The sequence below is a fragment of the Priestia sp. SIMBA_032 genome (assembly GCF_046535215.1).
GTDB classification, from domain to species: domain Bacteria; phylum Bacillota; class Bacilli; order Bacillales; family Bacillaceae_H; genus Priestia; species Priestia aryabhattai.
The window spans coordinates 206035-224296 of record NZ_JAWRXD010000002.1; the positions used below are offsets into that span (position 1 = coordinate 206035).

Annotated in this window: 15 protein-coding genes; 14 read left to right on the forward strand and 1 reads right to left on the reverse strand. The window is 39.0% G+C overall.

Going from position 1 to position 18262, the window contains the following annotated elements; genetic code table 11:
- Window positions 1–5: 5 nt before the first annotated feature.
- From leuB to yihA, 9 genes are all read left to right on the forward strand, one after another.
- A complete protein-coding gene (gene leuB / locus SB717_RS06970; protein WP_013059372.1) occupies window positions 6–1115 on the forward strand; it encodes a 3-isopropylmalate dehydrogenase in 1110 nt (369 codons plus the stop codon).
- 58 nt (window positions 1116–1173) lie between these two features.
- Window positions 1174–2589 carry a 3-isopropylmalate dehydratase large subunit gene (gene leuC, locus SB717_RS06975; protein ID WP_074677684.1) on the forward strand — a complete coding sequence of 472 codons (1416 nt, stop codon included), beginning with the start codon at window positions 1174–1176 and terminating at the stop codon, window positions 2587–2589.
- A 14-nt stretch (window positions 2590–2603) separates the two neighbouring features.
- Window positions 2604–3194 carry a 3-isopropylmalate dehydratase small subunit gene (gene leuD / locus SB717_RS06980; protein WP_410903507.1) on the forward strand — a complete coding sequence of 197 codons (591 nt, stop codon included), beginning with the start codon at window positions 2604–2606 and terminating at the stop codon, window positions 3192–3194.
- Window positions 3195–3295: 101 nt separating this feature from the next.
- Entirely contained in the window at window positions 3296–4297 is a 1002-nt protein-coding gene (locus tag SB717_RS06985) for a tetratricopeptide repeat protein (RefSeq protein WP_097824646.1), read from the forward strand.
- Window positions 4298–4517: 220 nt separating this feature from the next.
- On the forward strand, window positions 4518–5804 hold the full coding sequence (gene tig / locus SB717_RS06990; RefSeq protein WP_410903508.1) for a trigger factor: 1287 nt from the start codon (window positions 4518–4520) through the stop codon (window positions 5802–5804).
- A gap of 384 nt (window positions 5805–6188) precedes the next feature.
- Complete coding sequence (gene clpX, locus SB717_RS06995; protein ID WP_013059367.1) at window positions 6189–7454, forward strand: ATP-dependent protease ATP-binding subunit ClpX; 1266 nt, start codon at window positions 6189–6191, stop codon at window positions 7452–7454.
- Window positions 7455–7606: 152 nt separating this feature from the next.
- A complete protein-coding gene (gene lonB, locus SB717_RS07000) occupies window positions 7607–9274 on the forward strand; it encodes an ATP-dependent protease LonB (RefSeq protein ID WP_013085136.1) in 1668 nt (555 codons plus the stop codon).
- Between the two features lie 259 nt (window positions 9275–9533).
- The gene (lon, locus tag SB717_RS07005; protein WP_028410554.1) at window positions 9534–11858 is read left to right on the forward strand and encodes an endopeptidase La; all 2325 of its coding nucleotides are present in this window, start codon (window positions 9534–9536) and stop codon (window positions 11856–11858) included.
- A complete protein-coding gene (gene yihA, locus SB717_RS07010) occupies window positions 11855–12442 on the forward strand; it encodes a ribosome biogenesis GTP-binding protein YihA/YsxC (protein ID WP_013059364.1) in 588 nt (195 codons plus the stop codon). The genes lon and yihA overlap by 4 nt, the downstream gene beginning before the upstream one ends.
- A gap of 93 nt (window positions 12443–12535) precedes the next feature.
- On the opposite strand, the gene SB717_RS07015 is transcribed toward yihA, so the two are convergent.
- Window positions 12536–13021 carry a LiaF transmembrane domain-containing protein gene (locus SB717_RS07015; RefSeq protein ID WP_013059363.1) on the reverse strand — a complete coding sequence of 162 codons (486 nt, stop codon included), beginning with the start codon at window positions 13019–13021 and terminating at the stop codon, window positions 12536–12538.
- 329 nt (window positions 13022–13350) lie between these two features.
- Between SB717_RS07015 and hemA the strand changes: the two genes are divergently transcribed.
- The 5 genes from hemA to hemB are packed head-to-tail and all read left to right on the forward strand — an operon-like array spanning window position 13351 to window position 18256.
- A complete protein-coding gene (hemA, locus tag SB717_RS07020) occupies window positions 13351–14691 on the forward strand; it encodes a glutamyl-tRNA reductase (RefSeq protein WP_013085134.1) in 1341 nt (446 codons plus the stop codon).
- A gap of 14 nt (window positions 14692–14705) precedes the next feature.
- Window positions 14706–15539, forward strand: a complete 834-nt coding sequence (locus SB717_RS07025) for a cytochrome C assembly family protein (protein WP_013059361.1) — start codon at window positions 14706–14708, stop codon at window positions 15537–15539.
- 13 nt (window positions 15540–15552) lie between these two features.
- A complete protein-coding gene (gene hemC / locus SB717_RS07030; RefSeq protein WP_098622782.1) occupies window positions 15553–16485 on the forward strand; it encodes a hydroxymethylbilane synthase in 933 nt (310 codons plus the stop codon).
- Window positions 16485–17258, forward strand: coding sequence for a uroporphyrinogen-III synthase (locus SB717_RS07035; protein WP_410903509.1), 774 nt, complete (start codon window positions 16485–16487; stop codon window positions 17256–17258). Before hemC ends, SB717_RS07035 begins: the two co-directional genes overlap by 1 nt.
- Window positions 17259–17275: 17 nt before the next feature.
- Window positions 17276–18256, forward strand: a complete 981-nt coding sequence (gene hemB, locus SB717_RS07040) for a porphobilinogen synthase (RefSeq protein WP_014458109.1) — start codon at window positions 17276–17278, stop codon at window positions 18254–18256.
- The last annotated feature ends 6 nt before the right edge of the window (window positions 18257–18262 follow it).

Below are 18262 nucleotides of genomic sequence, written 5' to 3' on the forward strand. Positions count from 1 at the left end.
CTACCATGACAAAAAAAGTCGCTGTATTACCGGGTGACGGCGTAGGAACAGAAGTAACCAAAGGCGCTGTTGCCGTTTTAAAAGCAATTGGAGAGCGCTTTGATCATCAATTTGAGTTTACGTATGGACTAATTGGCGGAGCTGCAATTGATGAGGCGGGCACACCTCTTCCAGAAAGTACAATTGAGACTTGTAAGCAGGCGGATGCTGTATTACTTGGATCAGTTGGAGGGCCAAAATGGGATCGTAACCCTTCACATTTGCGACCGGAAAAAGGTTTGCTAGCTATTCGAAAAGAACTGGATTTATATGCTAATCTTCGTCCGGTGACGTTTTATGATAGCTTAGCGGATGCCTCTCCTCTGAAAAAAGAATACATTGAAGGTGTTGACTTCATTATCGTCCGCGAGCTAACAGGAGGTTTATATTTTGGTAAGCCTAGCGAGCGCCGAACAGAAGGAAATGAAGAAACAGTTGTCGACACATTATTTTATAAGCGTACAGAAATAGAAAGAATTATTCGCCAAGCATTTGACACGGCTGTAAATCGACGTAAAAAAGTAACGTCTGTTGATAAAGCGAATGTGCTTGAGTCTAGTAGAGTGTGGCGTGAAGTAGCTGAAGAAGTAGCAAAAGACTACCCGGATGTAGAGCTTGAGCATATGCTTGTAGATTCAGCTGCTATGCAGTTAATTCGTAATCCGAAGTATTTTGATGTAGTGGTAACTGAAAATATGTTTGGTGATATTTTGAGTGATGAGGCTTCTATGCTGACAGGATCGTTAGGAATGTTGCCATCTGCCAGCTTAACGGCTGATGGTCCGTCTCTATACGAACCGGTTCACGGTTCTGCACCAGATATTGCTGGTCAAAACAAAGCTAATCCGATTGCTGCTATTTTATCTGCAGCAATGTTGCTTAGACATTCATTTGGATTAGAAAAAGAAGCAGCAGTGATTGAACAAGCGGTTGAAAGTGTATTACATGCAGGTCATCGAACAGCTGACTTAGCAGACGGTAATCATTATTTAGGTACCGATAAAATGGTGGAGGCGATAACTGCGGTAATTGCCAATGATTCTGCCATTTCAAGCATTATGACAGCTTACAGTTAATCATGCGTTTCTCACGTTTTGTGAGAAACGTTTTTCATAATCAGAAAGGAGGAGCAGTATGAAACCAAAAACAATTATTGATAAGCTTTGGGAACAACATGTTGTACGTCGAGAAGAGGGGAAGCCGGACTTATTATATATCGATCTTCATCTTATTCATGAAGTAACGTCTCCTCAAGCATTTGAAGGTCTTCGCGTGGCAAATCGCCAAGTAAAGCGTCCAGACTTAACGTTTGCTACAATGGATCACAACATTCCAACGGTTGACCGTTTTAATATTAAAGATCCGATTGCAAAGAAACAAGTAGACAAACTATCTGAAAACTGTCATGAGTTTGGTGTGAAGCTTTTAGATTTAACAAGTGAAGAGCAAGGAATTGTGCATATCATTGGACCGGAATTAGGATTAACTCAGCCTGGAAAAACCATTGTGTGCGGAGATAGTCATACATCTACTCACGGTGCATTTGGAGCGCTTGCTTTTGGGATAGGAACTAGTGAGGTAGAGCATGTTTTAGCAACACAAACGCTATGGCAAGCGAAACCAAAAACGCTACAAGTGAAAGTAAATGGCAAAAAGCAGCCTGGCGTTTATGCTAAGGACATTGTGTTAGCAATAATTCAAAAATTCGGCGTGAATTTTGGAACGGGTTCAATCGTGGAATTTACGGGCGAATGTATTCGCGATCTTTCAATGGAAGAGCGCATGACCATTTGTAATATGTCTATTGAAGCCGGTGCAAAAGCTGGTCTAATCAGTCCAGACGATGTCACGTTCTCTTATATTAAAGGACGTCAGTATGCTCCTAAAGGAGAACAGTTTGAAAAAGCAGTGGAAGCATGGGCGGCTTTAGCAACAGATGAAGGTGCAACGTACGATGAAACGCTGGAAATTGATGCAGATATAATTGAACCTGTTGTAACATGGGGAACAAACCCGGCGATGAGTTCTTATGTTAGCAAGCAAGTTCCTACATTAGAAGAGTGTAAAACAGAAGCTGAGAGAAAGTCTTTGTCACGAGCACTTGAGTATATGGGCTTACAGCCTGGCATGGCAATAGAAGAGATTCCAGTTCAGCATGTGTTTATCGGTTCATGTACGAATGCTCGTTTGTCTGATCTTCGTGACGTGGCAGCCTTTATTAAAGGAAAGAAAGTGTCACCAGATGTGCGAGCGATCATTGTACCAGGTTCTCAAAAAGTAAAGCGAGTGGCTGAAGAAGAAGGGTTATCTGCTATTTTTATTGAAGCAGGTTTTGATTGGAGAGACTCAGGCTGCAGCATGTGTCTAGGCATGAACTCTGACTTAGTTCCACAAGGCGAACACTGTGCGTCCACTTCTAACCGCAATTTTGAAGGACGCCAAGGAAAAGGCGCCAGAACGCATTTAGTAAGCCCGGTAATGGCAGCAGCGGCAGCGGTATATGGACATTTTGTTGATGTGCGCAAACTACAAGAACAAGCGGTGCGATGAGGAGGAGAACACAGATGAATGCTTTTACAATCCACACAGGGAAAGTAGCAGGTCTCGACCGAGCAAACGTAGATACTGATCAAATTATCCCAAAGCAATTTTTGAAAAGAATTGAGCGTACTGGGTTTGGCCAATTTCTATTTTTTGATTGGCGATATAATGAAGATGAAACGTTAAATGAAACGTTTGAATTAAATCAGCCTCAAAATCAAGGAGCAACAATTCTTGTAGCTGACGAGAACTTCGGATGTGGTTCGTCACGTGAACACGCTCCGTGGGCCCTTTTAGACTACGGGTTTCGTGCTATTATCGCACCTTCATTTGCAGATATTTTTAAACAAAACTGTCTAAAAAATGGTATTTTACCTATTGTTTTACCAAAAGAAGATGTTTCCTATTTAATGAAAGAGTCTCAAAGTGCTTCTTACGCCTGTACAATCGATCTTCATCAGCAAAAAATTACCGATGAAGCAGGCTTTGAACGTACGTTTGATATCAATAGACATTGGAAATATATGCTTGTTAACGGATATGATGAAATTGGCTATACGCTTTCTTTTGAAGACGACATTTCTGCTTATGAAGCAAAAACGGTAAGATATTAACCAAAAATCGAGCAAAATGATGATTTTGCTCGATTTTTTTGCGTTCCGTTAATTCAATTGCTAAACTGTAAAGCAAATGGACCGCGAAGTGGGGAGAAAACATGTCGAATGAACAACAAAACAAAATTGTAGCTTTTCCTCTATTAAAAGAACGGTTGGTTGAAAAAGCTACAGATCATATGCAGCACAAGCAGTTTCAAGAAGCACTACCTTTATTTGAGCAGGCCTATGAACTTGATAATAAGCATCATGAAATTTTACTTGGTCTTGTTATTTGTCACGTAGAGCTCGGTGATGCAGGCATAGCTAAGGAATTATGTGAGCAAATGCTGAAAGAAGATATTGGCGATTATTATCATAATTTGCAAATGTACCTCATGGTGTTAATTCAGCTTGGTCACTATCATGAAGGATACGTCACTCTACAAGCAGTTATTCAAGAACACAAACTCCCTTCTGAACATGCTGAACAGCTTTATCAGCTATTGGAGTTCTGCAAGAATAGAATGAATCAAGAACAAGTCATAGAAGAACAAACAGAAGAAGAACAGCTAGAGCAGTTTAAATCATTCACAGCTCTAGACAATATTCAAGATCAGCTTGAATGGGTTCATTCATTAAAAACAAAGAGAATTGAAAAGCAGCGCTTCTTTCTGGAACAGCTATTTTCATCTGAAGCTGTTCACCCTATAGTAAAAACAGTCGCTTTAAAAACAGTCATGGAAGAAGAAGTAGACATTGATTTTATGATTAGTAAGTTTGGAGAGACGAAAAAAGTAAATGCGCTTCAGCTTCAACGAACAACACCGTATTTGTTTGCCGAGCAAGTAGAAGCGCAGCTGACGGAAAAGCTGGAGCATGAAAATCCTACATTGCTGCAGGTTGCCGTTGAAATATGGCAGCGTCATTTATTTATTACATTTCCGTTTTTACCGGGTGATAATGTAAAACTTTGGACAGAAGCGGTGTATGCTGTTAGTCTGATGATGCAAGGAGAAGAGTCAGATGCAGCTGTAGCAGAGGAAGACGGAAGTTTCTCCGCAGCTGAATTAAGAAAGGCAATTAAAGAGCTAAAAGAAATTGAAGAAATTTCTTTTATATAAAATGTGGTGTTTAGTTGAAACGTCATTGTTGTATGTTATAATATAATGGTTGTAAAATGCACTTAAATACGTATAGTAGAATTTCATCTTTACATTACATTCCTACTTACTTTAAAGTAATAGGGAGTTAAATAGATAATGATTGAGGTTGAACTGATAGGCTATCTGCATTATCTAGTTTAGAAATCACTACTTAAAATGATTTTGGAGGGAAACATTCATGTCTGCAAAATGGGAAAAACAAGAAGGAAATCAAGGCGTTTTAACAGTAGAAGTTGAAGCTGCTGAGTTTGATAAAGCCTTAGATAAAGCATTCACAAAAGTTGTAAAACAAGTAAACGTACCAGGGTTCCGTAAAGGTAAAATGCCTCGTCCACTTTTCGAAAAACGTTTTGGCGTAGAATCTTTATACCAAGATGCACTAGACATCTTATTACCTGAAGCTTACAGCAATGCAATTGTTGAAGTTGGTATCGAGCCGGTTGATCGTCCAGAAATCGATGTTGAAACAATCGAAAAAGGACAACCTCTAGTTTTCACTGCTAAAGTAACTGTTAAGCCTGAAGTTAAATTAGGCGAATACAAAAACTTAGAAGTAGAAAAAGTTGATACAACTGTAACAGACGAAGACGTTGAAGCTGAATTAAAAACACTTCAAGAGCGTCACGCTGAACTAGTTGTTAAAGAAGAAGGAACAGTAGCTGAAGGCGATACAGCTGTAATCGACTTTGAAGGTTTCGTTGATGGCGAAGCATTTGAAGGCGGAAAAGGCGAAAACTATTCTTTAGAAATCGGTTCTAACACATTCATCCCTGGCTTTGAAGAGCAACTAGTTGGTCTTGAAGTAGGCGCTGAAAAAGAAGTGGAAGTAACATTCCCTGAAGAGTATCACGCTGAAGAGCTAGCTGGTAAAGCTGCTAAATTCAAAGTGAAATTACACGAAATCAAATCTAAAGAGCTTCCAGCTTTAGATGATGAGTTTGCAAAAGACGTAGATGAAGAAGTAGAAACTTTAGAAGCGTTAAAAGCAAAAACAAAAGAAAAATTACAAAGCGATAAAGAGAATCAAGCGGAATCAGCTCTTCGCGACACTTTAGTAGAAAAAGCTGCTGAAAATGCTGAAGTAGAAATTCCAGAAGCAATGTTCAATACTGAAATGGATCGTATGATGCAAGAGTTTGAACAACGTTTACAAATGCAAGGTCTTAACCTTGAACTTTACTTCCAATTCTCAGGTCAAGATGACAAAGCTCTTCGCGACCAAATGCGTCCGGATGCTGAAAAGCGTGTGAAAATCAACTTAACGCTAGAAGCTATTTCAAAAGCTGAAAATCTTGAAGTAAGCGAAGAAGAAGTAGAAAAAGAATTAGAAAACATGGCAGGAATGTACAACATGCCTGTCGAAGAAATTAAGAAAGTGCTTGGCAGTCTTGATAGCATTAAAGAAGATATGAAAGTACGTAAAGCAGTTGAATTTCTTGTAGAAAACAGCAAAGCTGTTGCATAATAGTAAGTAAGAAACAAGGCGCGACTTGATCGTGCCTTGTTTTATAAACTTCAATAGTTTTTTTATATCATAACCAACACCGTAGAAGCAGCTTTAACCCATTGTTTGAAATCCGTGGTTATGAAATAGGCCCAATAAGAGGACACTATATAATAGCAGATCTCCATTCTGTTATGCTCATCAACAACATATACATAAAACGTTTTAGTATCTATTCAAGAAAATGTATGGTAAAATGCAATACAAATCTTTTCATAGCGCTTTTACTATGTAATAAAGAGGGGCATTTACCTACAAATAGATGAGTTGTTCATGTTGTTGGGCTATAGCGCGGATAGAAATCAGCTTCGAGCACTTTAGTAAATACTACAAGGGGTGAAAATTATGTTTAAATTTAACGATGAAAAAGGGCAGTTAAAATGCTCATTTTGTGGTAAAACACAAGAACAAGTACGCAAGTTAGTTGCGGGTCCAGGTGTTTACATATGCGATGAATGTATTGAACTTTGCACGGAAATCGTAGAAGAAGAGTTAGGTACAGAAGAAGAAGTAGAATTTAAAGATGTACCAAAACCAAAAGAAATTCGTGACATTTTAGATGAGTATGTAATTGGTCAAGAGGATGCGAAAAAATCGTTATCCGTTGCGGTATACAACCATTACAAACGAATCAATTCAAACAGCAAAATTGATGACGTTGAGTTATCAAAAAGTAATATTGCATTAATTGGACCTACAGGAAGCGGTAAAACTTTACTAGCTCAAACATTGGCTCGTATTTTAAACGTACCGTTTGCGATTGCAGATGCAACATCTCTAACAGAAGCGGGTTATGTAGGAGAAGATGTTGAAAACATCTTATTAAAATTAATTCAATCAGCTGATTACGATGTGGAGAAAGCTGAAAAAGGCATCATCTACATCGATGAAATTGATAAAGTAGCGCGTAAGTCTGAAAACCCATCTATTACACGTGATGTATCAGGTGAAGGTGTGCAGCAGGCTCTTCTTAAAATCTTAGAAGGTACTGTAGCAAGCGTTCCTCCTCAAGGTGGACGTAAACACCCTCATCAAGAATTTATTCAAATTGATACAACAAATATCTTATTTATTTGCGGTGGTGCATTTGACGGAATCGAACCTATTATTAAGCGTCGTCTAGGTAAAAAAGTAATTGGTTTCGGTTCAGAAACAAAACAACAAGACTTTACAGAAAAAGAGTTACTAGCAAAAGTATTACCGGAAGATTTATTAAAATTCGGTTTAATTCCAGAGTTTATTGGTCGTTTACCGGTTACTGCTAGCTTAGTGCCTCTTGATGAAGAAGCGCTAGTTGAGATTTTAACAAAACCGAAAAATGCACTAGTGAAACAATATCAAAAAATGCTTGAACTTGATGACGTTGAACTTGAGTTCGAAGACGAGGCTTTAGTAGAAATTTCTAAAAAAGCAATCGAGCGTAAAACAGGTGCTCGTGGTCTACGTTCAATCATTGAAGGTATTATGTTAGATGTAATGTTTGATCTTCCTTCACGTGATGATATTACAAAATGTATTATCACAGGTGAAACTGTTCGTGATCAAGCGGCTCCTAAGTTCGTATTAGAAGACGGATCTACTATTCAAGAAGGCAGCAAAACATCAGCATAAAAAAAGCCGGGTACTCAATTTGAGTACCCGGCTTTTTTCTGGTGATGAAGCACAACTAAATTTTACTTTTTACTAGAATCTTGTTTATTCCTACTGTTGCAGGGAGATAATAACTGATAATTATCTTACTAAACTGCGCAGGAGGTTTATCTATGAACTGGACGAATATTGCCTTAATGGTCCAACTCTTTTTTGGTATCATCATTGGCTTATATTTTTGGAATTTATTACGCAATCAGCGTACGCAAAAAGTCTCAATTGACCGGGATTCAAAGAAAGAAATGGAGCAATTGCAGAAAATGAGAGCCATCTCTTTAACTGAGCCGCTTGCCGAACGTGTGAGGCCGTCTAGCTTCTCCGATATTGTCGGACAAGAGGATGGAATTCGGTCACTAAAGGCTGCCCTTTGCGGTCCTAATCCACAGCACGTGATTGTATACGGGCCGCCTGGAGTAGGAAAAACTGCAGCAGCACGTTTAGTGTTAGAAGAAGCAAAAAAAAATAAAAAATCACCTTTCAAACAATCGGCTGTATTTGTAGAATTAGATGCAACTACGGCGCGTTTTGATGAGCGAGGCATTGCTGATCCTTTGATTGGGTCTGTTCATGATCCTATTTACCAAGGAGCGGGTGCCATGGGCCAAGCTGGAATTCCGCAGCCAAAACAAGGAGCGGTTACAGATGCACACGGGGGAATTTTATTTATTGATGAAATTGGAGAGCTCCATCCTATTCAGATGAATAAGCTGTTAAAGGTTCTAGAAGATCGAAAAGTGTTTATGGAAAGCGCCTATTACAGCGAAGAAAACACACAAATCCCAACACATATTCACGATATTTTTCAAAATGGGTTGCCAGCAGACTTTCGTTTGATTGGTGCGACGACTAGAACGCCTAATGAAATTCCGCCTGCCATTCGTTCCAGATGCGTAGAGGTATTTTTCCGTGAGCTTGATCGCGACGAAATTATTACAGTTGCAAAAAAAGCAGCAAATAAAGTAAGAATGGATATATCAGAAGAAGGTTTATCTCTGTTTTCTACATATGCACGCAATGGACGTGAAACGGTTAATATGATGCAAATTGCGGCTGGATTAGCGATATCAGAGGAACGAACGGACATTAAAAATGAAGATATTGAATGGATTGTTCATTCTAGTCAACTATCTCCAAGACACGATCCGAAAATTGCAGATGAGGAAAAAGTGGGGCTTATTAATGGATTAGCGGTGTACGGGCCCAACTCTGGAGCACTTTTAGAAATTGAAGTCAAAGCGATTCCTGCAAAAGAGAAAGGGAACATTATTATTACGGGTATCGTTGAAGAGGAAAGTATAGGGACTCAAGGGAAGTCTATTCGCCGTAAAAGTATGGCTAAAAGCTCAATTGAAAATGTCATAACTGTTCTTCGCTCAATGGATGTTCCGGCCGATGAGTATGATATTCATGTGAACTTTCCGGGAGGCGTGCCAATTGATGGACCTTCTGCCGGTATTGCGATGGCAACAGGTATCTACTCAGCGATTTATGAAGTGCCAATCAAACATACGGTAGCAATGACAGGAGAAATTGGTCTGCACGGCAACGTAAAGCCAATTGGCGGCGTGATTCCAAAAATCAAAGCAGCAAAACAAGCAGGCGTTCAGACGGTGATTGTGCCAAAAGAAAATATGAATGCAATGGTAGAAAAGGTAAAAGGTATCGATATTATTCCTGTCCATCATTTAACAGAGGTGTTCGAACAAGCACTATTGTCTGTACATGAGCATGTTGCACATTTGTCGGTAGATCCAGCTATTTCAACTAGAGAATCTAGCTAATTCTATCATGATAATTAAAAATTAATGGTCAGATGAATATTCATCGCCTTTTTCGCGTATAAAACCTTTATACACAGCCAACGAAAAAGGCGTTTTTTTATGAAAAGAGCTTAAAAAGATATATTTTGCCTTTTAATTCTTTCTCATGGTACAATTAGTAATTACTATTGTTAGACATGTGTATACAAATGAGATAAAATTGTTAAAAGAATTCACACTTTACATACTTTAATTGACGAGCATTGGAGGTGTTCATTGCATGGCAGAAAAAGAAAAATTGACAATGCCGCTATTGCCTTTACGAGGTTTGATCGTCTATCCGACAATGGTGCTTCATTTAGATGTTGGGCGAGATAAATCTGTGCAAGCATTAGAAAAAGCAATGATGGATGATCACTTAGTTTGTTTAGTATCACAAAAAGATATGGGTATCGATGAACCAACAAAAGAGGATTTATATAGAACCGGTACGTTAGCAAAAATTAAACAAATGCTAAAGTTGCCGAATGGAACGATGCGTGTCTTAGTAGAAGGACTAAATCGCGTAAACGTTACAGAATTTGAAGACAGCGAAGAATATTTTGTTGTGCACGTGGAAAAGCAAAACGAAGAACATCAGGTTGATGTAGAAGATAAAGCGCTGATGCGCACGCTTTTAGACTATTTCGAACAATACATAAAGCTTTCCAAAAAGGTGTCCGTTGAAACTCTTTCAACCGTAAGCGACATTGAAGAACCAGGAAGATTAGCGGATATTGTAGCCTCTCATTTACCAATAAAAATTCAGCTTAAACAAGAAATTTTAGAAATAACTGATGTGAAAGAAAGATTAAATACGATCATTTCTCATATTCAAGACGAGCAAGAAGTTTTGCAGCTGGAGAAAAAAATTGGACAGCGTGTAAAGAAATCAATGGAACGCACTCAGAAAGAGTATTATCTTCGTGAGCAAATGAAGGCGATTCAAAAAGAGCTTGGAGACAAAGAAGGAAAGACGGGAGAAGTAGCAACACTTCGCGAAAAAATTGAAGCAAGTGGGATGACGGACCACGTCAAACAAGTAGCGTTTAAAGAATTGGATCGCTATGAAAAAATTCCTGCTACCTCCGCTGAAAGCTCAGTTATTCGAAATTATATCGAGTGGTTGATTGCGCTACCTTGGACAAATGAAACGGAAGATACGCTCAATATTCATAATGCTGAACAAGTGCTGAACGATGAGCACTATGGCCTTGAAAAAGTGAAGGAACGCGTATTAGAATATCTAGCTGTGCAGCAGTTGACAAAATCTCTTAAAGGTCCTATTTTATGTTTAGCAGGACCTCCTGGCGTAGGGAAAACATCCCTAGCCCGTTCAATTGCTACGTCTCTAGATCGTCATTTTGTACGAGTGTCTCTAGGCGGCGTGAGAGATGAGTCGGAAATCCGCGGTCATCGTCGCACGTACGTGGGAGCTATGCCTGGACGCATTATTCAAGGAATGAAAAAAGCGGGAACGATTAATCCGGTATTTCTGCTTGATGAAATCGATAAAATGTCAAATGATTTCCGTGGAGACCCGTCTTCTGCTTTGTTAGAAGTATTGGATCCTGAACAAAACCATAATTTCAGCGATCACTATATAGAAGAAACGTATGATTTATCAAAAGTGATGTTCGTGGCTACAGCTAATAACTTAGCTACGATTCCAGGGCCGCTGCGCGATCGAATGGAAATTATTCAAATTGCTGGTTACACGGAGCTGGAAAAGCTTGAAATCGCGAAGCGTCACCTATTGCTGCGCCAGCTAGAAAATCATGGACTGCAAAAGGGCAATTTGCAGATTCGCGATGACGCGTTAACAGCAATCATCCGTTTATATACGAGAGAAGCTGGTGTTCGTAACCTTGAACGCGAAATTGCTTCCATTTGTCGAAAAGCAGCTCGTATCGTAGTCTCTGGCGAGAAAAAACGCGTGGTGGTGACGGCTAAAACGCTTGAAGAATTCCTTGGTAAGCCTAGGTTCCGTTACGGACAGGCTGAGACGGAAGATCAAGTCGGCGTTGCTACAGGTCTTGCTTACACAACTGTAGGAGGAGACACGCTAGCCATTGAAGTAAGCTTGTCCCCTGGTAAAGGAAGACTAGTGCTAACCGGAAAGCTTGGAGACGTGATGAAAGAATCAGCTCAGGCAGCATTTAGCTACGTGCGTTCAAATGCAGAGAAACTAGGAATTGATGAAAAGTTTTATGAAAAACATGATATTCATATCCATGTTCCAGAAGGAGCTGTACCAAAGGATGGACCTTCTGCAGGAATTACCATTGCCACTGCTCTAGTATCAGCACTAACGGGTAAACCAGTGCGTAGAGAAGTAGGAATGACAGGAGAAATTACACTAAGAGGTCGCGTATTACCAATCGGTGGTTTAAAAGAAAAGTCACTTAGTGCACATCGTGCCGGATTAACTAAAATATTAATCCCTCATGATAATGAACGTGATATTGAAGATATCCCTGACAGTGTACAAGAGGAATTAGACATCGTTCTTGTGTCACATGTGGACCAAGTATTGGAACATGCGCTAGTAGGAGAGGTAAAATGAAAGTAACTCAAGCCGATATTGTCATCAGTGCCGTACGCCCTGAACAATATCCTAAAGAAAACCTGCCAGAGTTTGCGTTAGCAGGCCGTTCAAATGTAGGAAAATCATCTTTTATTAATAAGATGCTCAATCGCAAAAGCTTAGCGCGTACGTCGTCTAAGCCTGGAAAAACTCAAACGCTTAACTTCTTTTTAATTAATGAAATCCTTCACTTTGTAGACGTACCTGGCTACGGATTTGCAAAAGTGTCTAAAAAAGAGCGTGAAGCATGGGGGAAAATGATTGAAACGTATTTAACAAATCGTGAGCAGCTTAAAGCTGTGTTAATGATTGTTGATCTACGCCATGCTCCTTCAAAGGATGACGTTATGATGTATGAGTTTTTGAAGCACCATGACCTTCCCGTTATGGTTATTGCAACGAAAGCTGATAAAATTCCTAAAGGAAAATGGCAAAAGCATTTAAAAGTAGTGAGAGAAACGCTGGACTTAGATCCAAATGATGAATTAATTCATTTCTCATCTGAAACAGGTGAAGGAAAAGATAAAGCGTGGAAATCTTTGCAGTATCGCATGACTCACTAAACAAAGGAATAGAAGCTAAAAAAATGGAACGTTTATCATCACTCTAACAGGAAGTGAGTCAAACGTTCCATTTTTTTAACTTGTTTACATAGATTACTTTCGTTTGAAAAATAATAAATATAGCCCAACTAGTAACAATAAAATAGGCCAGAAGGTTGTTAAATAATTTACGCCGTCTTCAACTTTTGGCAAAAATAGTTTAAGACGGTCTGAAAACATCATTAAAATGGCAATAATTAAAAGGGTGCCGCCTTGGAAAAAGCCTGATTTGGCTTTTCTAGCACTAAGTAAAAAGCTAATGGCCACCATAAAAACGACCATGCTAATATTCGTAGGCCAAAAGGGAATTTGTTCACTTACATAGAAATGAATACCTAAAGTGATTAATATGTAGCTTGCAAGCAAGTTTGAATGATCTTGAGATAAAGCAGACTCAGTTAACAGGGCTGCTCCTATTAAAATTAACAGTACAGGCCACGTGTATACCTTTGCTGCAATGCTCATATGTAGTTCATTCAGTAAGAAAAAGATTCCAAATCCAACTAGTAAGACACCAAAAAACATTGATTGCTTTTTCATAGTAACCTCCAGGTGTTTCAAAACAGAAAACGTGATAAAACGCTGCTTTTTTGATACAATTTATTACGGAATAACAGTTAATATCTTAACACATGTTTTCAAAGACTGTTCACATTTTTTTTTCGAATGACTTATAGAACATGTTATAATAGTTAGAGATAAGGCGAAGCTTACATCTGTGTAATGTCCGCCGCTTTTTACGAATAGTAGAATGAAGAACGCCGGATTTTACGGGCAGTTATCTCACTGTAGCTCTTTGGGAATTTAGGGGTTACTGCCCGTCAAATTCGGATAAATAAGCACATTTCAATTATAGGGGGTATGTACAAATGCATATTATAGCAGTCGGCTTAAACTTTCGAACAGCCCCTGTTGAAATAAGAGAAAAGCTTAGTTTTAATGAGCAAGAACTAGCATCTGCCATGAAAACGTTAAGCGGCCAAAAAAGTATTTTGGAAAACATCATTGTTTCAACATGCAATCGTACGGAAATTTATGCTGTTGTTGATCAATTGCACACGGGCCGTTATTATGTAAAAGCATTTTTAGCTGAATGGTTCGGAATAGATAAAGAAGAGTTTTCGCCTTATTTAACCATCTATGAAAATGATGGAGCCATCGAACATTTATACCGAGTAGCATGTGGATTAGATTCAATGGTGATTGGTGAAACACAAATTCTTGGACAAGTGCGTTCAAGCTTTTTGCTTGCTCAAGAAGAAGAAACAATTGGAACGGTTTTTAATCAGCTGTTTAAACAAGCTGTGACATTAGCCAAAAAAGCTCATCATGAAACAGAAATTGGTGCGAATGCAGTTTCTGTCAGCTATGCAGCCGTAGAGCTTGCTAAAAAGATTTTTGGAGACTTATCGTCCAAACATGTGTTGATTCTTGGTGCGGGAAAAATGGGTCAGCTTGCCGTACAGAATTTATATGGCAGCGGAGCTAAAAAAGTAACGGTAGTGAATCGAACATTTGAAAAGGCACAAGAGCTAGCAAACCGTTTTTCTGGAGAAGCGAAACCATTTGCTGATCTTCAACATGCTTTAAGCGAAGCAGATATCTTAATTAGTTCAACAGGAGCTAATGACTATGTAGTAACGAAACAAATGATGAGTGAAGCCGAGCGTACGCGTAAAGGCCGCCCATTGTTTATGGTAGACATCGCCGTTCCGCGTGACTTAGATCCAGAACTAGATGAGCTAGAGACGGTCTTTTTATACGATATCGACGATTTAAACGGGATTGTAGAATCCAATTTGCAAGAGCGTCAAAAAGCTGCGGATGAAATTGAAATTATGCTTGAAGCTGAAATTGTTGCTTTCAAGTCTTGGCTTGGTACATTAGGCGTTGTGCCTGTTATTTCTGCACTTCGTCAAAAAGCACTTACCATTCAAGCTGAAACGATGAAAAGCATTGATCGTAAGCTCCCAGATTTATCTGAGCGTGAGCGCAAAGTTTTAAATAAACATACAAAAAGTATAATTAATCAACTTCTTCGCGATCCAATTTTACACGCGAAAGAATTGGCTGGAGAGAAACATGCTGAAGAGTCTTTAGAGCTGTTCATGAAGATTTTTAATATTGAACAGGAAGTTGCTTTGCAAAAAGAAAAAGAAGAGCAGCTTCATACATCGATTACGTCTCATTCAGTAGCTTATCAGTCTTAAGTGAGGATTGAATAATGGTTGATATGGAATTAACCAGAATCTATGAATTGATTGTGATTTTATACGCGGTGAGCGTTTTATTATATTTTATTGATTTTGTACAAAATAACCGGAAGGCAAACTCGATAGCCTTCTGGTTACTTTCTATTGTGTGGGTTTTGCAAACGGCCTTTTTAATTTTACGAATGTTTGAGACGGGAAGGTTTCCTATTCTTACCGTTTCTGAAGGGCTGTATTTTTACGCGTGGGTATTAATTACTCTTTCACTTGTGATTAATCGCCTGTTTCGCGTTGATTTTATGGTGTTTTTTACAAATGTGATTGGTTTCTTAATTATGGCTATTCATACGTTTGCTCCACTTGAAACATACACTGCTGTCCAGTCGGAGCGCCTTGTGTCAGAATTATTAATCATTCATATTACCATGGCTATTTTATCTTACGGCGCTTTTTCAGTCTCTTTTGTTTTTTCCGCTCTGTATCTTGTTCAGTATAATTTATTGAAAAAGAAGAAGTGGGGCAAGCGCTTGCTAAGAATTGAAGATTTAACAAAGCTAGATTACATGTCCTATGTATTAATTTTAATTGGTGTACCGCTGTTATTGCTTTCGTTAATCTTAGGAATCATATGGGCTTATATTAAATACGTAGATTTTCATTGGTACGATACAAAAGTGTTAGGTTCATTTTTAATGTTTGTTGCATACAGTGCTTACTTGTATGCTAGACTGCGCAGAGGTATTCAAGGAAAGGCAATCGCAATGTGGAATATTGGATTGTTCTTAGTCTTACTTATTAATTTCTTTTTATTTGGCAGTTTATCGAATTTTCACTTTTGGGGTTCGTAATTAGGAGGACAACATGCGAAAAATTATTGTCGGCTCTCGTCGAAGCAAACTTGCGTTAACACAGACCAAGTGGGTCATTGAACAGTTAAAAAAACAAGGTCTTCCTTTTGAGTTTGAAATTAAAGAAATGGTTACAAAAGGGGACCAAATTTTAAATGTAACGCTGTCCAAAGTAGGCGGTAAAGGCCTTTTTGTAAAAGAAATTGAACAAGCCATGTTAGATAAAGAAATTGATATGGCCGTTCATAGTATGAAAGATATGCCGGCTGTTTTGCCAGAAGGATTAACGATTGGATGTATTCCTTTACGAGAAGATCATCGTGATGCGCTTATTTCAAAAAATGGTGAACGATTTGAGGAGCTGCCAAGCGGTGCTGTGATTGGGACAAGCAGCTTGCGTCGAGGAGCACAGCTTCTATCTATGCGTTCAGATATCGAAATTAAATGGATTCGAGGAAATATCGACACACGCCTAGAGAAATTAAAAAATGAAGATTACGATGCGATTATCTTGGCAGCTGCAGGGTTATCTCGTATGGGCTGGTCAAAAGATACGGTCACTCAGTACCTAGAGCCGGAAATAAGCGTTCCCGCTGTAGGACAAGGAGCTTTAGCTATTGAATGCCGAGAAAATGACGATGAATTATTATCGCTTCTTCAAGCTCTAAATCATGATGAAACGGCTCGTGCTGTTAGCGCTGAACGCGTATTTTTAAAAGAGATGGAAGGCGGATGCCAAGTGCCGATTGCGGGTTATGGGCGTATATTGGACGGCGGAAACATTGAGCTAACGTCGCTAGTTGCGTCTCCTGATGGCAAAACAATTTATAAAGAGCACATTACGGGAAAAGACCCCGTTGCTATCGGTTCAGAGGCTGCTGAGCGCTTAACATCTCAAGGAGCTAAGCTTTTAATTGATCGTGTAAAAGAGGAGCTGGACAAGTAATGAGTCATGAGGCTCCTCTTTTTTTGAAAAAAGTTTTGATTACAAGAGAAGCGAAGCAGGCTCTTTCATTTGCAGCACAGATTAAAAAGCTTGGAGGCATACCTTTAAGCCTACCAGTCCTCACGTTCGCACGTTCTAACAACGAAAAAGAAGTGGAAGATGTCCTGCTGTCGATTGACTGTTTTGATTGGATTGTTTTTACAAGTCAAAACGGCATTTCTTTTTTCTTTGAATGGCTAAAAGAGTTAAATGTCAGTCGCAGTGCTTTAAAAAGATTAAAAGTGGCTGCGGTTGGAGAAAAAACCGCAAAATTGCTAGAAAAACACGATGTTAACGTGCAACTTGTTCCAAAAGAATACGTTGCGGAGTCACTTCTTGAGTCGTTAAAAGAAAATGTGTCACATCACGAGCGAGTTCTCCTTGTACGAGGACAATTAGCCCGCTCTGTTTTAAAAGATGGGTTAAAAGAGTGTGAGGTAACGGATTTAGTTGTATATCAGACCATTCGAAATCGAGACTCTGAACGCTTGGTTAAGCAACATGTAAAAACAGGAATTGATGCCATTACTTTTACAAGTTCTTCTACAGTGAGATTTTTTGTCGAGTCAGTTAAAGATATCCCGAATTGGCTTGAGCTTATAAACAGAACCAAAGTTGTTTGCATCGGTCCTATTACGAGTCAGACAGCGAGCGAATATGGAATTAAGCATCTTGTTCCTAACACATACACAATAAATGGTATGATAGATATGTTGGTTAGTTGTTTTGAATAATAAAGGAGGATTTTAACATGAAAGATTTACAATTTACACGTCATCGTCGTCTTCGTAATTCTGTAAATATGCGTGCGCTTGTACGTGAAACACATTTACATCCTGAAGACTTTATATATCCTATTTTTATTGTAGAAGGTGAACAAAAAAGAAATGCTGTAAAATCAATGCCAGGTGTCGATCAAATTTCTTTAGACTACTTGAATGATGAAATCCAAGAGCTAGTCGATTTAGGAATTAAGTCAGCTATGGTATTTGGGGTTCCCGCCGAAAAAGATGCCGTCGGCTCACAGGCATACCATGACCACGGAATTGTCCAAAAAGGTATTCGTCAAATTAAAGAAAATTTTCCAGACTTTGTTGTTATCGCAGATACATGCTTGTGTCAATACACAGATCATGGACACTGTGGTGTAATTGAAGACGGAAAAATCTTAAACGATCCTAGCCTTGACTTATTAGCGCGTACAGCGGTTAGTCAAGCTAAAGCAGGAGCGGATATTATTGCGCCTTCAAACATGATGGACGGTTTCGTGGCAGCTATTCGCCACGGTCTAGACGAAGCTGGATTTGAAGATGTACCGGTGATGTCTTATGCTGTTAAATATGCATCTGCTTTTTACGGACCATTCCGTGATGCAGCGCATTCTTCTCCTCAATTTGGAGACCGTAAAACATATCAAATGGACCCAGCCAATCGCTTAGAAGCACTTCGGGAAGCGGAATCTGATGTTGAAGAAGGAGCAGATTTCTTAATTGTAAAACCAGCTCTATCATATTTAGATATTATGCGCGATGTAAAAAATACGTTTAATTTACCCGTAGTGGCTTATAATGTGAGCGGTGAATATTCAATGATTAAAGCGGCAGCTCAAAACGGCTGGGTAAATGAAAAAGAGATTGTTCTTGAAAAATTAATTAGCATGAAGCGTGCAGGAGCGGATTTAATTGTAACGTATCATGCTAAAGACGCAGCACGCTGGTTATCTGACAAGTAATTAAGG